The sequence below is a fragment of the Pseudomonas sp. AC242 genome, assembly GCF_979258655.1.
Genome location: NZ_OZ409873.1, coordinates 1,253,057 through 1,275,455, shown reverse-complemented (window position 1 = coordinate 1,275,455; position 22,399 = coordinate 1,253,057). Strand labels below are relative to the sequence as shown.

The following is a 22,399-nucleotide window of genomic DNA, read 5'->3' as shown; positions in this document are numbered from 1 at the left end:
AGCATGAATGCAAAAGTCTGGCTGGTAGGCGCGGGCCCCGGCGATCCGGAACTGCTGACCCTCAAAGCGGTGCGCGCTCTGCGCGAGGCCGACGTGGTGCTGATCGATGATCTGGTCAACGAGGCGGTGCTGGAGCACTGCCCTGATGCGCGCATCATTGCCGTGGGTAAACGCGGTGGTTGCCGCTCGACACCGCAAGCGTTCATTCATCGACTGATGCTGCGCTATGCCCGCCACGGCAAGTGTGTGGTGCGGCTCAAGGGTGGCGATCCGTGCATTTTCGGTCGAGGGGGTGAAGAGGCGCATTGGCTGCGTGAGCGTGGCGTCGAGGTGGAGTTGGTCAATGGCATCACCGCCGGGCTGGCCGGGGCGACGCAGTGCGATATTCCGCTGACGTTGCGTGGGGTCGCACGCGGGGTGACGCTGGTGACTGCGCATACTCAGGATGACAGCCAGTTGAACTGGCAGGCACTGGCGCAGGGCGGCACAACGCTGGTGGTTTACATGGGGGTGGCCAAGCTAGGCGAGATTCGCGATCAGTTGCTGGCGGGCGGGATGGCAGCGGATACGCCGGTGGCGATGATCGAGAATGCGTCGTTGCCAGAGCAGCGCGAATGCCGGAGTGATCTGGCGAGCATGAGTGCTGATGCGTTCAGGTTTGGGCTGAAAAGCCCGGCGATTTTGGTAATTGGTGCGGTGGCAGCCATTGTTGAAGAGCAAAAGATCGCAGCCTGCGGCAGCTCCTACAGGACGTATGCAGATTTCATGTAGGAGCTGCCGAAGGCTGCGATCTTTTAAAACTGCAAAGCCAAATCGCAGACAAAGAAAAGCCCGGCCTAAACCGGGCTTTTCTCAGAGCGGCAGCTAATTACTTAGCTTGAGCTTCAACCTGCGCTTCTACGCGACGGTTTACAGCGCGGCCAGCTTCAGTTTTGTTGTCAGCAACTGGGCGGGATTCGCCGTAGCCAACAGACTGAACGCGGGACGATTCAACACCGTACTGGTTGGTCAGAACTTGCTTAACGGCGTTTGCACGACGCTCGGACAGTTTCTGGTTGTAAGCGTCAGGACCGACGGAGTCAGTGTGACCTTCAACAGTAGTGGTGGTGGATGGGTACTGCTTCATGAAGTCAGCCAGGTTCTTGATGTCGCCGTAGCTGTTTGGCTTCACAACCGACTTGTCGAAGTCGAACTTAACGTCCAGCTCAACACGAACAACTTCAGCAACTGCTGGGCAGCCGTCAGCGTCAACAGTTACGTTGGCTGGGGTGTCCGGGCACTTGTCAACGTTGTCGCAAACGCCATCGTTGTCGCTGTCGGAGCAGACTTCAGCTGGTGCTGGAACTGGAGCAGCAGCAGGCTTGGAGCCGCCACCGAAGTTCACACCGATACCAACGCTAGGAGCCCACTCGGTGTCGCCCTGGTCGATGTTGTACTGAGCTTCAACGCCGGCACGGGCGTAGAAGTTCTCGGTGAAGTACAGCTTGGCACCGCCGCCAACGTTGGCGAAGGTGGAACGGTTACGACCGCCGGAACCGTTCTGACCGATGCTCTGATCGGAGAAACCAGCCGATACGTACGGACGCAGCATGTCGCCTGGGTTGTTGAAGTGGTACAGAGCGTCCAGAGCGGTGTTCGCGCCCTTGATGTTACGACCGTCGTCGGAACGCACGTTGTGCACTTCGTCGTAGCCCAGACGCAGTTCAACGTCGTCGGTCAGGAAGTAACCGATCGAACCGCCGAACAGGTTGCCGTTGTTCTTGAAGTTACGAGCGCTGTCGAATTGTTCTTTCTTTGCGAAGCCTTCGATTTCAACTGCGCCTTGGCCTTGTGCCAGAGCGCCGAACGAAGTGGCGGCAATCAGAGAACCAATGGCCAAGCCCAAGGTGTTTTTCAGTTTCATCCGTTAAATCCCCATCTGGTGATTGTGAAGCAGTCCCGCAAACCGGGGGACAACTCGGCGGCAAGTCTATCAGAACTTGCCTACACGTAAGAGATATTTGCGCTGAACTAAGTTTCAGCAATGCCTGCAAATTTCTCACGCAATTTATCTAGAGCACGTTTGTAACGCATTTTTGTCGCACTCAAACCCATGTGCATGATGTCTGCGATCTCCTGAAATTCCAGCTCTGCGACAAATCGAAGCACCAGAATTTCACGGTCAATCGGGTTCACATACACCAGCCAGCGATCAAGCCCGCCCTTCTCCTCGGGTTTCGGCGCCTTTTCTTCGGACGCTTCCTCGAGGGGGTCAAGACTCAATGCGTCCATCAAGCGACGCTTTCGCCGTTCCTTCCGATACTGCGTAATACATTCGTTGTACGTGATGCTGTAGAGCCACGTTTTGAACTTCGATTTCCCCTCGAAGTTCTTCAGGCCATACAGCACCTTCAACATGACTTCCTGACAGACATCGTCTGCGTCGCGATCGTTCCCAAGATATCTCGCACAAACGTTAAATAATGTTCGCTGGTAACGCCGCATCAGTTCTTCATAGGCGCGCGTTACGTGAAACAGCTCGGTATGCGAGCGCGCGACCAACTCCTCATCAGAGAGCTCGCGGGGGTCGTAGCGCGTGGATAGCGTTTGGGCTTTATTCAAAACAAGTCGTGCCGACAGTCAGGTCAATGTCCACCGCGACCAGCATCAGCTGGCATTTCGCGGCGGCATACATTAGCAGGGTTTGCCGGATTAGCGGCTACTCACATGCTGTTCCAGCAGGATCCGATTGGAAAGAGAGACTAGCTCACCCTCATCGGTCAGCAATGTGGTTTTAACCGTGCCGATCTCCTCGATCTGGCCTTCGACCTCGCCAACACGCACTTGTTGCCCAACCTGATACAACTCACGCACATAGATTCCCGCAAGAATCTGACCGGCAATTTCCCGGCTTCCCAAACCCATGGCCAGCGCAACGGCCAGACCAACGGTAATCAAAACGATGACAATCACATGGTTCAGCAGGTCGGTCTTGACCTCAAGCTGACTGATCGCGACCGAGATGCTGATGATGATCACCAGCCCCTGGGCAATTCGCCCAAGCCCCGAAGCGTAGTCCAGGCCTACGCCTTCTGCCGCCCCGCGCACCAGCCCGTTGGCCAGTTGTGCGAGCAAAACACCCACCAGCAACACCAGCGCCGCGCCGAATACTTTCGGCAAATAGAGCGCCAACATATCCAGCGTAGCCGAAACTCGCTCGAGGCCAAGGGATTCTGCTGCAGAAACCAGAAAAATCAGCAGAACGAACCAGTAAACGATTTTACCGATCAGCGTTGAAATCGGAACTTGCAGCCCCGCACGCGACATCAACTTGGTCAGCCCGGTACCACCCATCAGGCGATCAAGACCCAGTTTGGCGAGCAGCTTGGAGAGCAAGGTATCGAGCAGCTTGGCCACAACGAAACCCAACAGCAGCACGACCAGTGCGCCGAACAGGTTCGGGATGAAGTTGGCTACTTTGGTCCACAACGCAGTCATTGCAGTGACGAGGCTCTGAGTCCAGAGGTCGAGTTCCATATTCAATCAGCCTTATCAGCAGTGCGAGCGGTAGGTTTACGACGGGAAACCGGCGAGACATGGGCCGAGCCGTTATTCAGGGCGATCATCAGCGCGGGCAGCCAGCGGCCCAGCAGGCTGAACAAATCACCGGCGCCGACCTGGCGGTTGGCGGTTTTGAGTACGCGGCCCAGGCACGCATCGTCGTCGCGGCTGGACGGCGAAGCGTTGAGCATGTCGCGCAAAGACTGTTCAAACGGATCGTGCATACGCACCTCTCGTGATGTCTGTGAAAGACGCGGGCAGATTTGGTCGGGTCACATGCGCCATCGTCAGACCCAGCGCAAACGACGGAATAACCACCACTGACCGAAGGCCAGGGCGAGCACCGTCAAGCAGGCGATCAGGAAACCATAAGGGCTGCTGGAGAACGGAATTCCGCCGACGTTGATGCCCAGCAGACCGGTGATAAAACTCATCGGCAAAAAGATGCAGGTGATGATGCCGAAGCGGTACATGGTGCGATTCATGCGCTCGCTCAAACGCCGATCTTCAGCCTCCAGCACAAGCCCCACGCGCTCTCGGGTCAATTCGAGTTCTTCGAGATAGCGGGTCAGGCTGTTGTTCAATTCGTTCCAGTAATCGGCATCGTCATCGACAAACCACGGCAGTTTTATCCGCGTCAGTTGTCCGAAAATATCCCGCTGCGGCGCAAGAAAACGCTTCAACCCAGCGGCCCGGCGGCGGATGTGCAGAATGGCGCCATGCTCGGGGGTATACCGTTCGTCGGCATCCATTTTTTCTTCTTCCTCATCGGCGATTTCCGAGAGGCAAGTGACCAGATCCTGCACCTTGTTGGTGAGGAACTGCGCTAGATAAAGGATAAGTTCAGACGAGGTTTTCGGGCCTTTGCCGTCCGCCAATTGCACCAGCAGTTCATCGGTGGCGCGCAATGGACGCAAACGCAGGGAAATCACCCGCTGAGCTGAAGCGAAAATGCGCACCGAGACCATGTCTTCCGGCTCTGCACCCGGATTGAGATTGACCCCACGCAGAAACAGCAGCAACTCGGAATCCGGCAACGGCAACAGGCGCGGTCGAGTGTTCTCTTCCAGCAGCAGATCGCAGGTGAATTCATTTAGACCGCTGGATTTGCGCAGCCAGGTCTGCGTTTGCGGATGGCTGCGATCCCAATGCAGCCACAGACTTTCATGGGCCTGCAGCTGCAAATCGTCGAGCTCAGTCCGGGCTATCGAACGCGCACCGCCTTTTCCGTCCAGCACCAGGGCATGCACCAGCCCCCATTGCGCGTTTTCTTCCTCGAACATCCGCATCCCTTTGTCGAAAATCTTATTCAGGCATCTGCAGCGGACTCGGCGAGACGATCACGCCGTTGTTGTCCGCATAAATGTAGTGGCCCGGGTGGAACGTCACACCAGCGAAAGTCACCGGGACGTTGAGGTCACCAATGCCGCGTTTTTCGGTTTTCATCGGGTGGCTGGCCAACGCCTGCACGCCCAGATCGGTCTGCGCAATGACGTCGACGTCACGGATGCAGCCGTAGATGACCAGCCCTTCCCAGCCGTTTTTAGCGGCTTTCTCGGCGATCATGTCACCCAGCAGCGCGCGACGCAGCGAACCGCCGCCATCGACGACCAGCACTTTGCCGTTGCCCTTGAGCTCAGCCTGTTCCTTGACCAGCGAGTTGTCTTCGAAGCATTTGATGGTCACGATTTCGCCACCGAACGAATCACGGCCGCCGAAATTGCTGAACATCGGCTCCAGCACCTGCACCAGCTCCGGATAGGCGTCGCACAGGTCAGGCGTAAGGTAATGGTTCATCGAAAAACTCCTGTAAAAAGCAAGACGATCAAGGATGCCGCGTTCTGAAGAGACGAGTGCCGGTGGTCGCTGTTTACCTTAGCTCATTGAATGTTCGCTGAATGAACCTGAACAAACGCTGAAACGTAATCGCTAAACTGCCACCGAATATGACCAGAACCGCACAATTCGTCATATCTTAGCCGCAAGCCGACCTTTACGAAATGCCCTTTACCCAGCCCCGTCTCAGACCGCAGCAGCCAGATCAGGCTTCTCGCCTAGTAACGGCGTGTGCTGATCGTTCAACCAGCGCGCGACCAAGGGCCACACTTCATTCTGCGCCGCTTTGCTCACCAACATTTCAACATGACCGAAATTATCGGTGAAACCCTGCTCGCGCCCCAGATTGACGAATTGCTTGTGCTCGGAGCCGATCTGTTCGAACAGTTTGCGACAGGCCCAGGCCGGATCCTGATGATCCCCCGCCGCCGTCACTGCCAGCACCGGCACCTTGACGTCGGCCAGACCCGCCCACCAATCCTTGTCCTTGTCACCAAAACGGCCGAACAAGCCGTACCAGCGCATGCTTTCCAGCGCCAGGCCGATCGGCTCATCTTCCGGGCCACGCTTGAGGCGCGAACCCGACAGTTGCGCGAAGCGCTTGAGAATAAAGCGCCCACTCCACTCCACTGGCGGGATTTTCAGCGGCCAATAGGTGCGGCTGACCTGAGTACCGAAAAACGCCGCAGAAGCTACGGCAGGCTCGCCAAGGTATTCGCCACCGAGCGCCGCGGCCAAGGTGATGCCGCCCAGCGAATGGCCGATCCAGTGCGGAATCTGCCCGCTCTGCTCTCGCACGAATGCGGCAATCGCCGGCAGATCGTAACGGGCATAGTCGGCGACACGGTTGCGTCGGTATTCCTCATTGCGCTGCGACAGGCCGTGACCGCGCATCTCCGGAATCCAAACGTCGAACCCCAGTCGCGTCAGATATGCGCCCAGGCCCAGGCCTTTGGGTGAAAACCAGAAGCGTCGATTGGAAAAACTGCCGTGCAGCAAAATCACCGGCACACCGCGAGGCGCCGTGTCATCGGCCATGCCCAAGCGGGTCACAGCGATTTCCACGGACCAGTCGGGACTGTTGCCGGGTTTCAGTCGATACACGTCTTCGCTCAGATCACCACGCCGTTCAGCGCTGATCAGGGCGACAGGAAATAAGTTGCTGCTGCTTTGCATAATGCTCTTGCACAAAAAAGGGCGGCATCTACAGGAGCCCGCCCTACTTGAATCTCAAGGCCCGCCCCCTGTGGGAGCGGGCCGTTCACATACTCTTTAAGCCGGTGTCTGACCTTCGGCGAGGAAGAACCAGGTTTCCAGCACGGTATCCGGGTTCAGCGACACGCTTTCGATGCCCTGCTCCATCAGCCACTTGGCCAGATCCGGGTGGTCCGAAGGACCCTGACCGCAGATACCGATGTACTTGCCGGCCTTGTTGCACGCGGCAATCGCGTTGGCCAGAAGCTTCTTGACCGCCGGATTACGCTCGTCAAACAGGTGCGCGATGATACCGGAATCGCGGTCCAGACCCAGGGTCAACTGCGTCAAGTCGTTGGAGCCGATCGAGAAGCCGTCGAAGAATTCGAGGAATTCTTCAGCAAGGATCGCGTTGGATGGCAGTTCGCACATCATGATCACGCGCAGACCGTTTTCGCCGCGCTTCAAGCCGTTTTCGGCGAGCAGATCGACGACCTGACTCGCTTCGCCCAAGGTACGAACGAACGGCACCATGATTTCGACGTTGGTCAGGCCCATCTCGTTGCGCACACGTTTCAGCGCACGGCATTCCAGTTCGAAGCAGTCACGGAACGATTCGCTGATGTAACGCGAAGCGCCACGGAAGCCCAGCATCGGGTTTTCTTCTTCCGGCTCGTACAGCTTGCCGCCGATCAGGTTGGCGTATTCGTTGGACTTGAAGTCCGACAGGCGCACGATGACTTTCTTCGGCGTGAACGCCGCCGCCAGGGTGCTGATGCCTTCCACCAGTTTGTCGACGTAAAAGTCGACCGGGTCGTTGTAACCGGCGATACGCTTGTCGACGCTGTCTTTGATTTCCTGCGGCAGACCGTCGTAGTTCAACAGCGCTTTCGGGTGGACGCCGATCATGCGGTTGATGATGAACTCCAGACGGGCCAGGCCGACACCGGCGTTCGGCAGTTGCGCGAAGTCGAAGGCACGATCCGGGTTGCCGACGTTCATCATGATCTTGAACGGCAGCTCCGGCATGGCGTCGACGGAGTTCTTCTTGATGTCGAAGCCCAGTTCGCCTTCGAAGATGTAGCCGGTGTCGCCTTCAGCGCAGGACACGGTCACGCCCTGGCCATCCTTCAGCAGTTGGGTGGCATTGCCGCAACCAACCACAGCAGGAATACCCAGCTCGCGAGCGATGATCGCTGCGTGGCAAGTACGCCCGCCACGATTGGTGACGATGGCGCTGGCGCGCTTCATCACCGGTTCCCAGTCCGGGTCGGTCATGTCGGAAACCAGCACGTCGCCCGGCTGGACTTTGTCCATCTCGGAGACGTCCTTGATGATGCGCACTTTACCGGCGCCGATACGCTGGCCAATCGCACGACCTTCCACCAGCACGGTGCCGGTTTCTTTCAGCAGGTAACGTTCCATGACGTTGGCCTGGGTGCGGCTTTTCACGGTTTCCGGACGCGCCTGCACGATGTACAGCTTGCCGTCGTCACCGTCCTTGGCCCACTCGATGTCCATCGGGCAGCCGTAGTGCTTCTCGATGATCATCGCTTGCTTGGCCAGTTCGCTGACTTCAGCGTCGGACAGGCAGAAACGCGCGCGGTCAGCCTTGTCGACGTCGATGGTCTTGACCGAACGACCGGCCTTGGCTTCGTCGCCGTAGATCATCTTGATGGCTTTGCTGCCCAGGTTGCGACGCAGGATCGCCGGGCGACCGGCCTCCAGCGTGCCCTTGTGCACGTAGAACTCGTCCGGGTTGACCGCGCCTTGTACGACGGTTTCGCCCAGGCCGTAGGCGCCGGTGATGAACACCACGTCACGGAAACCGGATTCGGTATCGAGGGTGAACATCACGCCGGCAGTGCCGGTTTCCGAACGCACCATGCGCTGCACGCCAGCCGACAGGGCAACCAGTTTGTGGTCGAAGCCCTGGTGCACGCGGTAGGAAATCGCACGGTCGTTGAACAGCGAAGCGAACACCTCTTTGGCGGCGCGGATAACGTTTTCCACACCACGGATGTTCAGGAAGGTTTCCTGCTGACCGGCGAACGAGGCGTCCGGCAAGTCTTCGGCGGTGGCGGAAGAACGCACGGCCACGGCCACGTCAGGGTTGCCGGCCGACAGCGCGGCAAACGCGGTGCGGATTTCGGCATTCAGTTTTTCAGGGAATTCGGCTTCCATGATCCATTGACGGATCTGCGCGCCGGTCTTGGCCAGGGCGTTGACGTCATCAACGTCGAGCGCGTCGAGGGCCTGGTGGATCTGGTCGTTGAGGCCGCTCAGTTCGAGGAAATCACGATAAGCCTGAGCCGTCGTGGCGAAGCCGCCGGGGACCGAAACACCGGCGCCTGCCAGGTTACTGATCATCTCGCCCAGGGATGCGTTCTTGCCCCCCACATGCTCAACATCGTGTTTGCCGAGCTTATCGAGGGAAACTACGTACTCTACCAAGGTGATCTCTCCACTAACTGTGTTGGAAAAGCTCAGAAACCGGCGGCCCGGGGGAGCCTTGGCCGGTTGTATGGCCTGGACCTGGAAAATAAGTGAGAATGCGGGCCAATCGCGGCCGACAAATCGCGCCTATCATATCCAAGATTCGTTACTAGCTTAAGGCCCAAGGTGCAAATGAAACGATCTGCTTTCTTCATCTCCGATGGCACCGGCATCACTGCCGAAACCCTGGGTCAAAGCCTTCTGGCGCAGTTCGAAAACATTACCTTCAGCAAATTCACGCGACCGTACATCGACAGCGTGGATAAAGCGCGGGCCATGGTACAACAAATCAACAAAGCCGCCGAAACCGACGGCTTCCGCCCGATCATCTTCGACACCATCGTCAATCAGGACATCCGTGAGATTCTCGCAACGTCCAATGGTTTCATGATCGATATTTTCTCGACCTTCCTCGCCCCGCTTGAGCAGGAACTGACCGAGCATTCTTCCTACACCGTCGGCAAGTCCCACTCGATCGGGCACAACTCCAATTACATGGAGCGCATCGAGGCGGTGAACTTCGCCCTCGACAATGACGACGGTGCGCGCACGCACTATTACGACAAAGCCGATTTGATACTAGTGGGCGTGTCGCGATGCGGCAAAACGCCGACGTGTCTGTACATGGCCATGCAGTTCGGCATCCGCGCGGCCAACTATCCGCTGACCGAAGACGACATGGAGCGCCTGACCCTGCCAACGGCCCTGCGCGCCCATCAGCACAAGCTGTTCGGCCTGACCATCGACCCGGACCGCCTCACCGCTATCCGCAATGAGCGCAAGCCCAACAGCCGTTATTCGAGCTACGCCCAGTGCGAATTCGAAGTGCGCGAAGTGGAAAACCTGTTCCGCCGCGAGAACATCCCGAACATCAACTCCACGCATTTTTCGGTGGAAGAGATTTCGGCGAAGATTCTGGTGGAGAAAGGTGTGGAGCGGCGCTTCAAGTAGATTGCTGGTGTCTGTGCGACCGCTATCGCGAGCAGGCTCACTCCTACAGTTGATCTTCAGCGGGCACAGATCATGTGGACGACAGAGATTCATTGTAGGAGTGAGCCTGCTCGCGATGAACGATTACACGATCTCTGTCAGTGCCCGGCTTAAAGCTTCAAAACCTGCAAGCAACAACCGATCATCCCCCACCGCATTACACACACTCACCCGAATAAATTGCGGCACCGCTGCATGCCCCACCGCAAACGCCTCAGCGGTGGCCACCAGATAGTTGTTCTCCTTCAACTCCGCCGCAATCTGCGACGCCCGCCACAGCTCAGGCACTTGCACCCAGAAATGCGGACTGTAAGGGTGAGTCTTGTAGTCCAAGCCTTGCAGAACAGGTGCCACCAAAGCCTTGCGCCGAGCGATCTTGCTGATCTGTTCGTCCAGCAAACGCTCGGCCATACCGCTTTCAATCCACAGACTGGCCACTTCCATCGATAACGGATTGGCCATCCAGCACGTTGCGCGGATGGCGGCGCTCAAACGCCCGATCAACGCTTGCGGCGCGTGCAGATAACCGACGCGCAATCCGGCAGAAACAGCCTTGCTCAGGCTGCCGATCAACACCGAACGTTCCGGCGCGAAATAACTCAGCGGCAACGGGCGCTGACGATCCAGCACGGCATGGGCTTCATCCTCAATGATCAGCAGGTTGTACTGGCGACAGAGGTCGGCAATCGCCTCGCGCCGTGGGATCGACATCACAGCGGCTGTAGGATTCTGGATCGTTGGGGTGCAATACAGTGCAGAAACGCGATGCTGACGGCAGATTTCTTCCAGTGCCGACGGCACAAGTCCTTCGTCATCCATCGCCGCGCCAATGAGTTTTATCCCGAGCTGACGTGCGACGCCGATCAATCCCGGGTAGGACAAATGCTCGGTCACAACGGTGTCGCCGGCCTTGAGCAAACCCATCAACGCGCACAACAGACCATGTTGGCCGCCGTTGACGCACAACACCTGATCGACATGCGGGACAAACGTCCCGTGCTGCAACCAGACCGCACCCGCCAAGCGGTGCCGTGCCAGCCCACCTTCAGCGGTGTATCCAGTCAACTGCTGTAACACCCGTGGATCACTCGCCAAGTCCTGGAGACTCTGGCTCATGAACGCCGCCTCTTGTCCTGGCATCGGCTGATTGCGGCTCATGTCGAAGCAGGCTGACGGCTCATCGCTGACATTACGAAAGCCTTTGTCCTGCGGCCGCTCCATCCCGCGCTGACACACATAGGTGCCATCTCCTACGCGAGCAACCACCAATCCGACACGCTCAAGTTCACCGTAAGCACGGCTGATAGTGCCAATGGTCACGCCCAGGCTGTCAGCCAGCAATCGGTGGGGCGGCAACTTGCATCCCGTATCGATCACACCTTCGTCGATGGCCTGTGCGACCGCATCGGCCAAGCGTTTGTATTTCACGCCGACGCCATTGGCGAGGCCGTCGCGGAGGATTGACACCATGGCAATACTTACTTTGACAGTCATTCTCGCCCCGAATAGCGTACTGAAAACAGGTTCAATCAGAAATAGACCGTTTCTACGATCAGGTCAATTCCACCGTTCGGAGCACGCCGCATGTCGACCGCCGTCAGCACACCGATGAACATCAGCAAACCCTGGCTCGCCGGATTGCTCACCAGCACGCTGTTTCTGATCGTCTGCCTGAGTTGGGGTACGACGTGGCTGGGGATCAAGATCGCGGTGGAAAGCGTGCCGCCGCTGACCGCTGCCGGCCTGCGTTTTCTGATCGCCTTTCCGCTGTTCCTGAGCTTTGCGCTGTTGCGCAAGGAACCGCTGTTGTTTCCTCGACCAAGCCGCTGGTTTTTTGTGTTCGTCACGCTGTCGTATTTCAGTCTGCCCTACTACCTGCTCAACTATGGCGAGATGCACGTGTCGTCCGGCCTGACAGCGCTGCTGTTCAGTTGCATGCCGGTGTTTATCCTGTTGTTTTCCGCGCTGTTTCTGCGCGAGAAAATCTACCCGTCGCAAATGCTCGGTATCGCGATCGGTTTCGGCAGTCTGTTCATGATTATTCGCAGCCAGGGTCTGCATCTGGATCAGGCCGAATGGCTTGGCGTGTTGGCGATTCTGTGTGCGGCGGTGATGCATGCGCTGTGTTACGTGGTGACGAAAAAACATGGCAGCGCGATCAGCGTGATTACCTGCAACACGCTGCCGATCGGCATTGCCGGAGCGATGTTATTTATTGTCGGATTGAGCGTCGAAACGCCGGTGTTTGCGCAAGTGACAACACGCTCGTGGGCCGCCCTGTTCTATCTCGGGCTGGTGGCCTCGGTCGGCGGATTCATCGTTTACTTTTTGCTGCTTAAACGCCTAAGCCCAATCATCCTGTCGTTCGTGTTTATCATTTTCCCGGTGTTTGCCGTGATCATCGGCGCCTGGTACGAGGGACAAACCCTGTCCCGGGAGCTGATGATCTATTCGGCGATTTTATTGAGCGGCTTTGCGATCACCAAATTGCCCATCGAAAAATGGCGTACGCGGTCCATGTAGGAGCTGCCGAAGGCTGCGATCTTCTGATCTTGTTTTTTACAATCAAAGTCAAAAGATCGCAGCCTGCGGCAGCTCCTACAGGTTTTTCGTCAGATCACAAATAGGTCGACGAAACGGTTTACCGGGGTGGACTCCAGCTGCGTCTGATCCTTGCACAACGCGAAGATTTCGCCGCTGCGCTGGCCGGTGAAACGCGTGGCCAGGTTGGCTTTGAACTTGTCTTCCAGCAACGGAATGCCCTCGACACGGCGGCGGCGATGACCGATCGGGTATTCCACCACGACGTTGTCGGTGCTGCTGCCGTCCTTGAAAAACACCTGCACGGCGTTGGCGATCGAGCGTTTGTCGGCCTCCAGATATTCGCGAGTGAAACGCGGATCTTCGACGATAATCATTTTCTCGCGCAGCACATCGATGATCGGGTGCGCCTTGTGGAAATCATCTTCGTACTGCTCGGCGACCAGATTGCCGAACGCCAGCGGCACGGCGGTCATGTACTGGATGCAGTGGTCGCGGTCGGCGGCATTGGCCAGCGGCCCGACTTTGGAAATGATGCGAATCGCCGATTCGTGAGTGGTGATGACGATCCGGTCGATTTCATGCAGACGATTGCGCACCTGCGGGTGCAGTGTCACCGCTGCTTCACAGGCGGTCTGCGCGTGGAACTCGGCGGGGAAACTGATCTTGAACAGCACGTTTTCCATCACGTAACTGCCGAACGGCCGCGAGAAACTGAAGGCGCGTTTGTTCTCGGGTTTCAATGCCAGATCACTGTTGGTGTGGCTGAACAGCACGTCATAAAAACCCCACTGTTTCGCAGTCAGCACTCCGGGAATGCCCATCTCGCCGCGCAGGGCAATATCGGCCAGACGCACGCCACGACTCGACGCATCCCCCGCCGCCCAGGATTTTCGTGAACCGGCGTTTGGGGCGTGCCGGTAAGTGCGCAGCGCCTGACCATCGGCAAACGCGTGAGACAACGCCGACAACAGTTGCTCACGGTTGGCGCCCATCAGTTTGGCGGTGACAGCGGTTGAAGCAACTTTCACCAGAATGACGTGATCGAGTCCTACGCGGTTGAAGGAGTTTTCCAGGGCGATCACGCCTTGAATCTCGTGGGCCATGATCATCGCTTCCAGCACATCGCGAATGGTCAGCGGCGCTTCAGCGTTGGCCAGACGCTTCTGTGAGAGGTGATCAGCCACCGCAAGAATCCCGCCGAGGTTGTCGGATGGATGACCCCACTCGGCGGCGAGCCAGGTGTCGTTGTAGTCGAGCCAGCGGACGATGCAGCCGATGTCCCACGCGGCTTTGACCGGGTCGAGGCGATAGGAGGTACCGGGAACGCGTGCGCCGAACGGGACGACGGTGCCTTCGACAATCGGGCCGAGGTGCTTGGTGCATTCGGGGAAACGCAGTGCCAGCAGGCCACAGCCCAGTGTGTCCATCAAGCAATTGCGGGCGGTGTCGAGGGCTTCGGCAGAGGGGGCTTTGAAGGTGAGGACGTAATCGGCGATGTCCTGCAGGACATGGTCGTAGTCGGGACGGTTGTTCAGGTCGACGTTGGCGCTCATTGCGGTTCTCCTGTGCGGGAATGATGAGTGGTGCGGTCTTCCTCAGGGCTTGGCGGGTTTGGTTGATTGCAGGTCTGGGGTGCCTGCTTGTTTGGTGTTTCTTCAGTGGGTGGAGCCCCTCACCCTAGCCCTCTCCCGAGGGAGAGGGAACTGATTGGGGGATGCTGTAGAGGTTCACCGACGTGAACGATCGCCATTGAATCCATAATCGATCTGGTCAATGCATAATTTCAAACACCTCGGTCGGCCCCTGAACCCATAATCGACTCAATCTTTCAGGTCGATGTACAACCCCAGACACCTCGGTCGGCTCCCTGAATCCATAATCGACTCGATCTTTCAGGTCGATGTACAACCCCAGACACCTCGGTCGGCCCCCTCTCCCTTTGGGAGAGGGCTGGGCGGGCGGCGTTCCGATGAGGGTAAAAGATCTCGAATCAGAAAGAGTCACCGGGAATGCGCACGTAACCCTCCATCAGGACACGCGCGCTACGGCTCATGATGGCTTTCTTCACCACCCACTCACCGTTCTCCAGACTGGCTTCAGCGCCAACGCGCAACGTCCCGGATGGATGCCCGAAGCGCACGGCATTACGTTCAACGCCACCCGCTGCAAGGTTGACCAAGGTGCCGGAAATCGCTGCCGCCGTCCCGATCGCCACCGCCGCCGTGCCCATCATCGCGTGGTGCAACTTGCCCATCGACAACGCGCGCACCAGCAAATCGACATCCCCAGCGCCAACCGCTTTACCACTCGACGCCACGTAATCCGCAGGCTTGGCAACGAACGCGACTTTCGGTGTGTGTTGCCGTTTCGCCGCTTCATCCAGATTCGATATCAGACCCATGCGCAACGCGCCATAAGCCCGAATCGTCTCGAACATCTGCAACGCTTGCGGATCGCTGTTGATCGCGCTCTGCAGTTCGGTGCCGGTGTAACCGATGTCTGCGGCGTTGACGAAGATCGTCGGGATACCCGCGTTGATCATGGTCGCCTTGAACGTGCCAACACCCGGCACTTGCAGCTCATCGATGAGATTGCCGGTGGGGAACATCGAACCACCGCCGCCCTCTTCCTCCGCCGCCGGGTCCATGAATTCGACTTGCACTTCAGCCGCCGGAAAGGTCACGCCGTCGAGCTCGAAGTCACCGGTTTCCTGCACTTCGCCGTTGGTGATCGGCACGTGGGCGATGATCGTCTTGCCGATGTTGGCCTGCCACACGCGCACCACCGCGACACCGTTGTGCGGAATGCGGCTGGCATCGACCAGGCCATTGCTGATGGCAAACGAACCGACCGCTGCCGAGAGGTTGCCGCAGTTACCGCTCCAGTCGACGAAGGGCTTGTCGATGGAGACCTGACCGAACAGGTAATCGACGTCGTGATCAGCCTTGATGCTTTTCGACAGAATCACGGTTTTGCTGGTGCTTGAAGTCGCGCCGCCCATGCCGTCGATTTGTTTGTCGTAGGGGTCGGGACTGCCGATCACGCGCAGCAATAAAGCGTCGCGAGCCGGGCCTGGAATCTGCGCCGCTTCGGGCAGATCCTTGAGGCTGAAGAACACGCCTTTGCTGGTGCCGCCGCGCATGTAGGTGGCGGGGATCTTTATTTGTGGTGCGTGAGCCATGATGCTCCTTACCGAGGGCACGGGACTTAAAATCCCCTGCCCACATCAGTTGATTTAAACGGCAACCGCCGACTCTTCAAGGAAGTCCTGAGCGAAACGCTGCAACACGCCGCCAGCCTCGTAGATCGACACTTCTTCAGCGGTATCCAGACGGCAGGTCACCGGCACGTCAACGCGCTCGCCGTTCTTGCGATGGATCACCAGCGTCAGATCCGCACGCGGTTTGCGCTCGCCGATCACGTCATAGGTTTCGCTGCCGTCGATGGCCAGCGTGTGACGGTCGGTGCCCGGCTTGAACTCCAGCGGCAACACGCCCATGCCCACCAGGTTGGTGCGGTGAATGCGCTCGAAACCTTCTGCGGCAATCGCCTCGACACCGGCCAGTCGCACACCTTTCGCCGCCCAGTCGCGGGACGAACCCTGGCCGTAATCGGCGCCGGCGATGATGATCAGCGGCTGCTTGCGCTCCATGTAGGTTTCGATCGCTTCCCACATGCGCATCACTTTGCCTTCCGGCTCGACACGCGCCAGCGAACCCTGTTTGACCTTGCCGTTTTCCACGACCATTTCGTTGAACAGTTTCGGGTTGGCGAAGGTCGCGCGTTGTGCGGTCAAGTGGTCGCCACGGTGGGTGGCGTAGGAGTTGAAGTCCTCTTCCGGCAGGCCCATTTTTGCCAGGTATTCGCCGGCGGCGCTGTCGAGCATGATTGCGTTTGATGGCGACAGGTGATCGGTGGTGATGTTGTCCGGCAGCACCGCCAGCGGGCGCATGCCCTTCAGCGGACGGGCGCCGGCCAGTGCGCCTTCCCAGTACGGTGGACGGCGGATGTAGGTGCTCATCTCGCGCCAGTCGTACAGCGGCGTGACTTTCGGGCCTGTGTCTTCGTGGACGGCGAACATCGGAATGTAGACCTGACGGAACTGCTCAGGCTTGACCGAAGACTTCACCACCGAGTCGATTTCTTCATCGCTCGGCCAGATGTCTTTGAGGCGGATTTCCTTGCCGTCCACAACACCGAGCACGTCTTTTTCGATATCGAAACGGATGGTCCCGGCAATCGCGTAAGCGACCACCAGCGGCGGTGACGCGAGAAACGCTTGCTTGGCGTACGGGTGGATGCGGCCGTCGAAGTTGCGGTTGCCCGAGAGCACAGCGGTCGCATACAGATCGCGGTCGATAATCTCTTGCTGGATCAGCGGATCGAGCGCGCCGGACATGCCGTTGCAGGTGGTGCAGGCGAAGGCGACGACGCCGAAACCGAGCTGCTCCAGTTCAGTGGTCAGCCCTGCTTCGTCGAGGTACAGGGCGACGGTTTTTGAACCCGGCGCCAGCGAGGATTTCACCCACGGTTTGCGGGTCAGGCCGAGCTTGTTGGCGTTGCGTGCGAGCAGGCCGGCGGCAATGACGTTGCGCGGGTTGCTGGTGTTGGTGCAACTGGTGATGGCGGCGATGATCACCGCGCCGTCGGGCATTTGCCCCGGCACGTCATCCCACTGCCCGGAGATGCCTTTAGCGGCCAGATCCGCCACCGCGACGCGGGCGTGCGGGTTGCTCGGCCCGGCCATGTTGCGCACCACCGACGACAGATCGAAAGTGAGACCGCGCTCGTATTGCGCGCCTTTCAAACTGTCGGCCCACAGGCCGGTGAGCTTGGCGTATTGCTCGACCAACTGCACTTGCTGGTCTTCGCGGCCAGTGAGTTTCAGGTAATCGATGGTTTGCTGGTCGATGTAGAACATCGCCGCCGTGGCGCCGTATTCCGGAGCCATGTTGGAGATGGTTGCGCGGTCGCCGAGGGTCAGCGCCGCCGCGCCTTCGCCGAAGAATTCCAGCCATGCGCCGACGACTTTCTGCTTGCGCAGGTATTCGGTCAGCGCCAGCACCATGTCGGTGGCGGTGATGCCCGGTTGCAGCTTGCCGGTCAGTTCGACGCCGACGCTTTCGGGCAAACGCATCCACGACGCGCGACCGAGCATCACGCTCTCGGCTTCGAGGCCGCCGACGCCGATGGCGATCACGCCCAGCGCATCGACGTGCGGGGTGTGGCTGTCGGTGCCGACGCAGGTGTCGGGGAACGCAACGCCTTCACGCACCTGAATCACCGGCGACATTTTCTCCAGGTTGATCTGGTGCATGATGCCGTTGCCCGGCGGGATCACATCGACGTTTTTGAAGGCCTTTTTGGTCCAGTTGATGAAGTGGAAACGGTCTTCGTTGCGCCGGTCTTCGATGGCGCGGTTTTTCTCGAACGCTTGCTTGTCGAAACCGCCCGCTTCTACTGCCAACGAGTGGTCGACGATCAATTGCGTCGGCACTACCGGGTTGACCTGCGCCGGGTCGCCGCCCTGCAAGGCGATGGCGTCGCGCAGGCCGGCAAGGTCGACCAGCGCGGTCTGGCCGAGAATGTCGTGGCAGACCACACGCGCCGGGAACCACGGGAAGTCGAGGTCGCGTTTGCGCTCGATCAATTGCTTGAGGGAATCGGTGAGCGTGGCCGGGTCGCAGCGACGCACAAGGTTTTCCGCCAGCACGCGGGAGGTGTACGGCAGGGTGTCGTAACTGCCGGGCTGAATCGCCTCGACAGCCGCGCGGGCGTCGAAATAATCCAGAAGGGCTGCCGGGCAGGGTTTTGCGGAATTCTGTGTTCATCGGGTCAGGACTCGGGTCACGGTAGTTTCAAAGGGTGGGGCCAGACACCGACCTCAAAATTCACACTGAATCCTGTGGGAGCTGGCTTGCCAGCGATGCGGTGGGTCAGTCAGCATCATTGTTGGATGTGACGCCGTCATCGCTGGCAAGCCAGCTCCCACAGGGATTTAGGTGAGCTTCGAGATCAGTATTCGGCCCTCACCATTTCAGCGACGTTCGATTGGCACGAACTTGCGCTGTTCGACGCCGACGTACTCGGCGCTTGGACGGATGATGCGGTTGTTGGCGCGTTGTTCGAACACATGCGCAGCCCAGCCGGTCAGGCGCGAGCAGACGAAGATCGGTGTGAACAGCTTGGTCGGAATGCCCATGAAGTGGTACGCCGAGGCATGGTAGAAATCGGCATTCGGGAACAGTTTCTTCTGCTCCCACATGGTCTTGTCGATGGCTTCCGAGACCGCGAACAACACCTTGTCACCGACTTCATCGGCGAGTTTTTTCGACCAGCCCTTGATCACCTCGTTGCGCGGATCGCTGTCCTTATAGATCGCGTGACCGAAGCCCATGATCTTGTCTTTGCGCTCGAGCATGCCGAGGGTGCCTTTGATCGCCTCTTCCGGCGACGAGAAGCGCTCGATCATTTCCATCGCCGCTTCGTTGGCGCCGCCATGCAGCGGGCCGCGCAGCGAACCGATCGCCGCCGTTACGCAGGAGTACAGGTCGGACAGGGTCGAGGCGCATACGCGGGCGGTAAAGGTCGAGGCGTTGAATTCGTGCTCGGCGTAAAGGATCAGCGAAACGTTCATCACTTTGACATGTAGTTCGCTTGGCTTCTTGTCGTGCAGCAAATGCAGGAAGTGGCCGCCGATGGTTGGCTCGTCGCTGACGCAATTGATGCGTTTGCCGTCGTGGCTGAAGCGATACCAGTAGCACATGATCGCCGGGAACGCGGCGAGCAAGCGGTCAGTCTTGTCACGCTGCTCGGAGAAGTCTTTCTCCGGTTCGATGTTGCCGAGGAACGAGCAACCGGTGCGCATCACATCCATCGGGTGGGCGTCGGCGGGGATGCGTTCGAGCACTTCTTTCAGCGCTTGCGGCAAGTCGCGCAGCTTGCTCAGCTTGCCTTGGTATTCGTCGAGTTGCGCCTGGGTTGGCAGCTCGCCGTACAGCAGCAGGTACGCGACTTCTTCAAATTGTGCATCGGCTGCCAGTTCACGCACGTCGTAGCCGCGATAGGTCAGCCCGGCACCGGCCTGGCCCACGGTGGACAGTGCGGTTTGCCCGGCAACCTGGCCACGGAGCCCGGCGCCACTGAGTACTTTTGCTTCGGCCATTGTTTTCTCCAATCTTGAATTTGTTAGGGAGTGTGGCGAAAAGATTGCAGCCTCGTTGCACTCGTCAGCTCCTACAGGGGAATGCGGTTCATGTAGGAGCTGCCGCAAGCTGCGATCTTTTGATCTTTATTTTTTCGCGGCAAACAACGCGTCGAGCTTCTGCTCGAACGTGTGGTAATCGATGCGATCGTAAAGCTCCATGCGAGTCTGCATGGTGTCGATGACATTCTGCTGCGTGCCGTCGCGACGGATCGCGGTGTAGACGTTTTCCGCCGCCTTGTTCATCGCGCGGAACGCCGACAGTGGATACAGCACCAGCGACACGTCGGCGCCGGCCAGTTGCTCGGTGGTGTACAGCGGTGTCGAACCGAACTCGGTGATGTTGGCCAGGATCGGCGCTTTCACGCGGTTGGCGAACAGCTTGTACATCTCCAGTTCAGTGATGGCTTCCGGGAAGATCATGTCGGCGCCGGCCTCGATGCACGCCGCTGCGCGATCGAGAGCCGACTCCAGACCTTCCACCGCCAGCGCATCGGTACGCGCCATGATTACAAAGCTGTCATCGGTACGGGCATCGACGGCGGCTTTGATGCGATCGACCATTTCCTGCTGACTGACGATTTCTTTGTTCGGACGGTGGCCGCAGCGCTTGGCGCCGACCTGATCCTCGATGTGAATCGCCGCCGCGCCAAACTTGATCATCGACTTGACCGTGCGCGCGACGTTGAACGCCGACGAGCCAAAACCGGTGTCGACGTCGACCAGCAGCGGCAGATCGCAAACGTCAGTGATCCGCCGAACATCGGTCAGCACGTCATCCAGACCGGTGATGCCCAGATCCGGCACGCCGAGGGAACCTGCGGCCACCCCGCCACCGGACAGGTAGATCGCCTTGAAACCGGCGCGCTTGGCCAGCAGCGCGTGGTTGGCGTTGATCGCGCCGACCACTTGCAATGGGTGCTCGCTGGCGACCGCATCGCGGAAACGCTGGCCTGGAGTGCTGTGCTTGGAACTCATGACTCACCTCGTTCAGTGGCTGTCTTATTGTGGGCGCCGTCCTGATAGTGACGGGCGATGTTGCGTTTCGAGGCGCCGATGTGACGGCGCATCAACAATTCCGCGAGTTCGCCGTCACGGTCGGCGATGGCATCGAGAATCCGGTGGTGTTCGGCAAAGGCCTGGCGCGGGCGGTTCGGCGTGGTGGAAAACTGGATGCGGTACATGCGCACCAGTTGATACAGCTCGCCGCAGAGCATCTGCGTCAGCGTGCGGTTGCCGCTGCCCTGGATGATCCGGTAGTGGAAGTCGAAATCGCCTTCCTGCTGGTAATAACCAACGCCGGCCTGAAACGCGGCGTCGCGCTCATGGGTTTCCAGCACTCGGCGCAGTTCGTCGATTTCTTCGACGCTCATGCGTTCGGCCGCCAGACGGCAGGCCATACCTTCGAGGGATTCGCGGATTTCGTAGAGTTCGAGCAGTTCGGCGTGGCTGAGCGATACCACCCGTGCGCCGACGTGCGGCACGCGCACCAGCAGGCGCTGACCTTCCAGCCGATGAATCGCCTCACGCAACGGCCCACGGCTGATGCCGTAGGTGCGCGCCAACTCCGGTTCGGAGATCTTGCTGCCCGGGGCGATTTCGCCTTTGACGATGGCCGCCTGAATGCGTCGGAAGACGTTTTCCGAAAGCGTCTCGGAATCGTCGCCGCTGATGACCGGGGGATCGAGTTGATCCAGCATGATTGTCGACACCTTTAAATCCAATGCGGCAAAAACTAGCCAATTCGCCCGCATCAGTCAAAGGATAAATAGACATTGTCGACAATCGTCTAATAACCTTAAAAGATCGCAGCCTTCGGCAGCTCCTACAGGGCGCACGCAAATCCAATGTAGGAGCTGCCGAAAGCTGCGATCTTTTGATCTTTTATAGACCGGTGCAGGCGCTGGCGCCATAAACCCACCGTGCTAGAATGCCGCCCGCATTTGCTGGCCATTTGTACGGCTTGTCATAAAAAGCTGATAGGCACACGAAGGGCCTTGCGCAAGTTTTGCCAAGGACCTGAACCGAAAACGGAACGCTGCGCACCAGGATTTATGAGACTCAAGCCTTTCCCCACATTCTTTGCCCTGTTTTGCCTGCCCGGCCTCGCCGCCGCGGGGGAAAAAACCGTGTACGGCCTCAACGAATACGCTTCGCTTGACGGCATCAATCTGGAAGTCGCGGCCAAACTCGACACCGGGGCGAAAACCGCCTCGCTGAGTGCCCGCGACATCAAACGCTTTAAACGCAACGGTGAGTCCTGGGTGCGCTTCTACCTGGCCATCGACGCCGCGCATTCGCACCCGATCGAACGGCCGCTGGCGCGGGTCAGCAAGATCAAGCGCCGCGCCGGCGACTACGACCCGGAAGAAGGCAAGAAGTACACCGCCCGTCCGGTGATCGAGCTGGATATCTGCATGGGATCAGCGCTGCGCAGCATCGAAGTGAACCTGACCGACCGAAGTGCGTTCCAATACCCGCTTTTGATTGGCTCCGAGGCGCTGAAACGCTTCGACGCGCTGGTCGACCCCAGTCTTAAATACGCTGCCGGCAAACCCGCCTGCACCATCGCCGCTCATACCGCCGAGTAATTTC

19 protein-coding genes are annotated in these 22,399 nt (G+C 58.8%); 4 read left to right on the top strand and 15 right to left on the bottom strand.

What is annotated here, in order from left to right; all coding sequences use genetic code 11:
* Nucleotides 1-3: 3 nt before the first annotated feature.
* Nucleotides 4-771: a uroporphyrinogen-III C-methyltransferase gene (cobA, locus tag ACZZ0A_RS05820; protein WP_007916397.1), complete on the top strand. Its 768-nt coding sequence runs from the start codon at nucleotides 4-6 to the stop codon at nucleotides 769-771.
* Nucleotides 772-868: 97 nt separating this feature from the next.
* Here the strand turns inward: cobA and ACZZ0A_RS05815 are convergent, their stop codons facing one another.
* The 8 genes from ACZZ0A_RS05815 to ppsA all read right to left on the bottom strand — a co-directional run bounded on the left by ACZZ0A_RS05815 (nucleotide 869) and on the right by ppsA (nucleotide 9,024).
* Nucleotides 869-1,903 (bottom strand): OmpA family protein, encoded by a 1,035-nt coding sequence (locus tag ACZZ0A_RS05815; protein ID WP_007916399.1) that lies wholly within the window; start codon nucleotides 1,901-1,903, stop codon nucleotides 869-871.
* Nucleotides 1,904-2,010: 107 nt separating this feature from the next.
* A complete protein-coding gene (gene sigX, locus ACZZ0A_RS05810) occupies nucleotides 2,011-2,601 on the bottom strand; it encodes an RNA polymerase sigma factor SigX (RefSeq protein WP_011333251.1) in 591 nt (196 codons plus the stop codon).
* Nucleotides 2,602-2,691: 90 nt separating this feature from the next.
* Nucleotides 2,692-3,516 (bottom strand): mechanosensitive ion channel family protein, encoded by an 825-nt coding sequence (locus tag ACZZ0A_RS05805; protein WP_007916401.1) that lies wholly within the window; start codon nucleotides 3,514-3,516, stop codon nucleotides 2,692-2,694.
* Between the two features lie 2 nt (nucleotides 3,517-3,518).
* Nucleotides 3,519-3,764 (bottom strand): hypothetical protein, encoded by a 246-nt coding sequence (locus tag ACZZ0A_RS05800; RefSeq protein ID WP_007916402.1) that lies wholly within the window; start codon nucleotides 3,762-3,764, stop codon nucleotides 3,519-3,521.
* A gap of 63 nt (nucleotides 3,765-3,827) precedes the next feature.
* Nucleotides 3,828-4,823: a zinc transporter ZntB gene (locus tag ACZZ0A_RS05795; RefSeq protein ID WP_007916404.1), complete on the bottom strand. Its 996-nt coding sequence runs from the start codon at nucleotides 4,821-4,823 to the stop codon at nucleotides 3,828-3,830.
* Nucleotides 4,824-4,845: 22 nt separating this feature from the next.
* Nucleotides 4,846-5,337, bottom strand: a complete 492-nt coding sequence (gene rraA / locus ACZZ0A_RS05790; protein WP_047599043.1) for a ribonuclease E activity regulator RraA — start codon at nucleotides 5,335-5,337, stop codon at nucleotides 4,846-4,848.
* 225 nt (nucleotides 5,338-5,562) lie between these two features.
* Entirely contained in the window at nucleotides 5,563-6,552 is a 990-nt protein-coding gene (locus tag ACZZ0A_RS05785; RefSeq protein WP_095111821.1) for an alpha/beta fold hydrolase, read from the bottom strand.
* A gap of 96 nt (nucleotides 6,553-6,648) precedes the next feature.
* Nucleotides 6,649-9,024, bottom strand: a complete 2,376-nt coding sequence (ppsA, locus tag ACZZ0A_RS05780; protein ID WP_007916410.1) for a phosphoenolpyruvate synthase — start codon at nucleotides 9,022-9,024, stop codon at nucleotides 6,649-6,651.
* A gap of 174 nt (nucleotides 9,025-9,198) precedes the next feature.
* Here ppsA and ppsR point away from each other — a divergent pair, with 174 nt between their 5' ends.
* A complete protein-coding gene (gene ppsR, locus ACZZ0A_RS05775) occupies nucleotides 9,199-10,017 on the top strand; it encodes a posphoenolpyruvate synthetase regulatory kinase/phosphorylase PpsR (protein WP_007916411.1) in 819 nt (272 codons plus the stop codon).
* A gap of 123 nt (nucleotides 10,018-10,140) precedes the next feature.
* Here the strand turns inward: ppsR and ACZZ0A_RS05770 are convergent, their stop codons facing one another.
* Nucleotides 10,141-11,550 carry an aminotransferase-like domain-containing protein gene (locus tag ACZZ0A_RS05770; RefSeq protein ID WP_463542632.1) on the bottom strand — a complete coding sequence of 470 codons (1,410 nt, stop codon included), beginning with the start codon at nucleotides 11,548-11,550 and terminating at the stop codon, nucleotides 10,141-10,143.
* A 114-nt stretch (nucleotides 11,551-11,664) separates the two neighbouring features.
* Between ACZZ0A_RS05770 and ACZZ0A_RS05765 the strand changes: the two genes are divergently transcribed.
* A complete protein-coding gene (locus ACZZ0A_RS05765; protein ID WP_463544077.1) occupies nucleotides 11,665-12,579 on the top strand; it encodes a DMT family transporter in 915 nt (304 codons plus the stop codon).
* An 89-nt stretch (nucleotides 12,580-12,668) separates the two neighbouring features.
* On the opposite strand, the gene prpD is transcribed toward ACZZ0A_RS05765, so the two are convergent.
* The 6 genes from prpD to ACZZ0A_RS05735 all read right to left on the bottom strand — a co-directional run bounded on the left by prpD (nucleotide 12,669) and on the right by ACZZ0A_RS05735 (nucleotide 21,501).
* On the bottom strand, nucleotides 12,669-14,153 hold the full coding sequence (gene prpD / locus ACZZ0A_RS05760; protein WP_463542631.1) for a 2-methylcitrate dehydratase: 1,485 nt from the start codon (nucleotides 14,151-14,153) through the stop codon (nucleotides 12,669-12,671).
* Nucleotides 14,154-14,590: 437 nt separating this feature from the next.
* Nucleotides 14,591-15,781: a 2-methylaconitate cis-trans isomerase PrpF gene (gene prpF / locus ACZZ0A_RS05755; protein ID WP_463542630.1), complete on the bottom strand. Its 1,191-nt coding sequence runs from the start codon at nucleotides 15,779-15,781 to the stop codon at nucleotides 14,591-14,593.
* A gap of 54 nt (nucleotides 15,782-15,835) precedes the next feature.
* Nucleotides 15,836-18,391 (bottom strand): Fe/S-dependent 2-methylisocitrate dehydratase AcnD, encoded by a 2,556-nt coding sequence (gene acnD, locus ACZZ0A_RS05750; protein ID WP_463544076.1) that lies wholly within the window; start codon nucleotides 18,389-18,391, stop codon nucleotides 15,836-15,838.
* A gap of 246 nt (nucleotides 18,392-18,637) precedes the next feature.
* Nucleotides 18,638-19,765 carry a bifunctional 2-methylcitrate synthase/citrate synthase gene (gene prpC / locus ACZZ0A_RS05745; RefSeq protein ID WP_463542629.1) on the bottom strand — a complete coding sequence of 376 codons (1,128 nt, stop codon included), beginning with the start codon at nucleotides 19,763-19,765 and terminating at the stop codon, nucleotides 18,638-18,640.
* Between the two features lie 126 nt (nucleotides 19,766-19,891).
* A complete protein-coding gene (gene prpB / locus ACZZ0A_RS05740; RefSeq protein WP_007916432.1) occupies nucleotides 19,892-20,782 on the bottom strand; it encodes a methylisocitrate lyase in 891 nt (296 codons plus the stop codon).
* Nucleotides 20,779-21,501, bottom strand: coding sequence for a GntR family transcriptional regulator (locus ACZZ0A_RS05735; RefSeq protein WP_172828118.1), 723 nt, complete (start codon nucleotides 21,499-21,501; stop codon nucleotides 20,779-20,781). Before ACZZ0A_RS05735 ends, prpB begins: the two co-directional genes overlap by 4 nt.
* Nucleotides 21,502-21,858: 357 nt before the next feature.
* On the opposite strand from ACZZ0A_RS05735, the gene rloA reads away from it, so the two are divergent.
* Nucleotides 21,859-22,395 (top strand): retropepsin-like aspartic peptidase RloA, encoded by a 537-nt coding sequence (gene rloA, locus ACZZ0A_RS05730; RefSeq protein WP_007916436.1) that lies wholly within the window; start codon nucleotides 21,859-21,861, stop codon nucleotides 22,393-22,395.
* Nucleotides 22,396-22,399 lie beyond the last annotated feature (4 nt).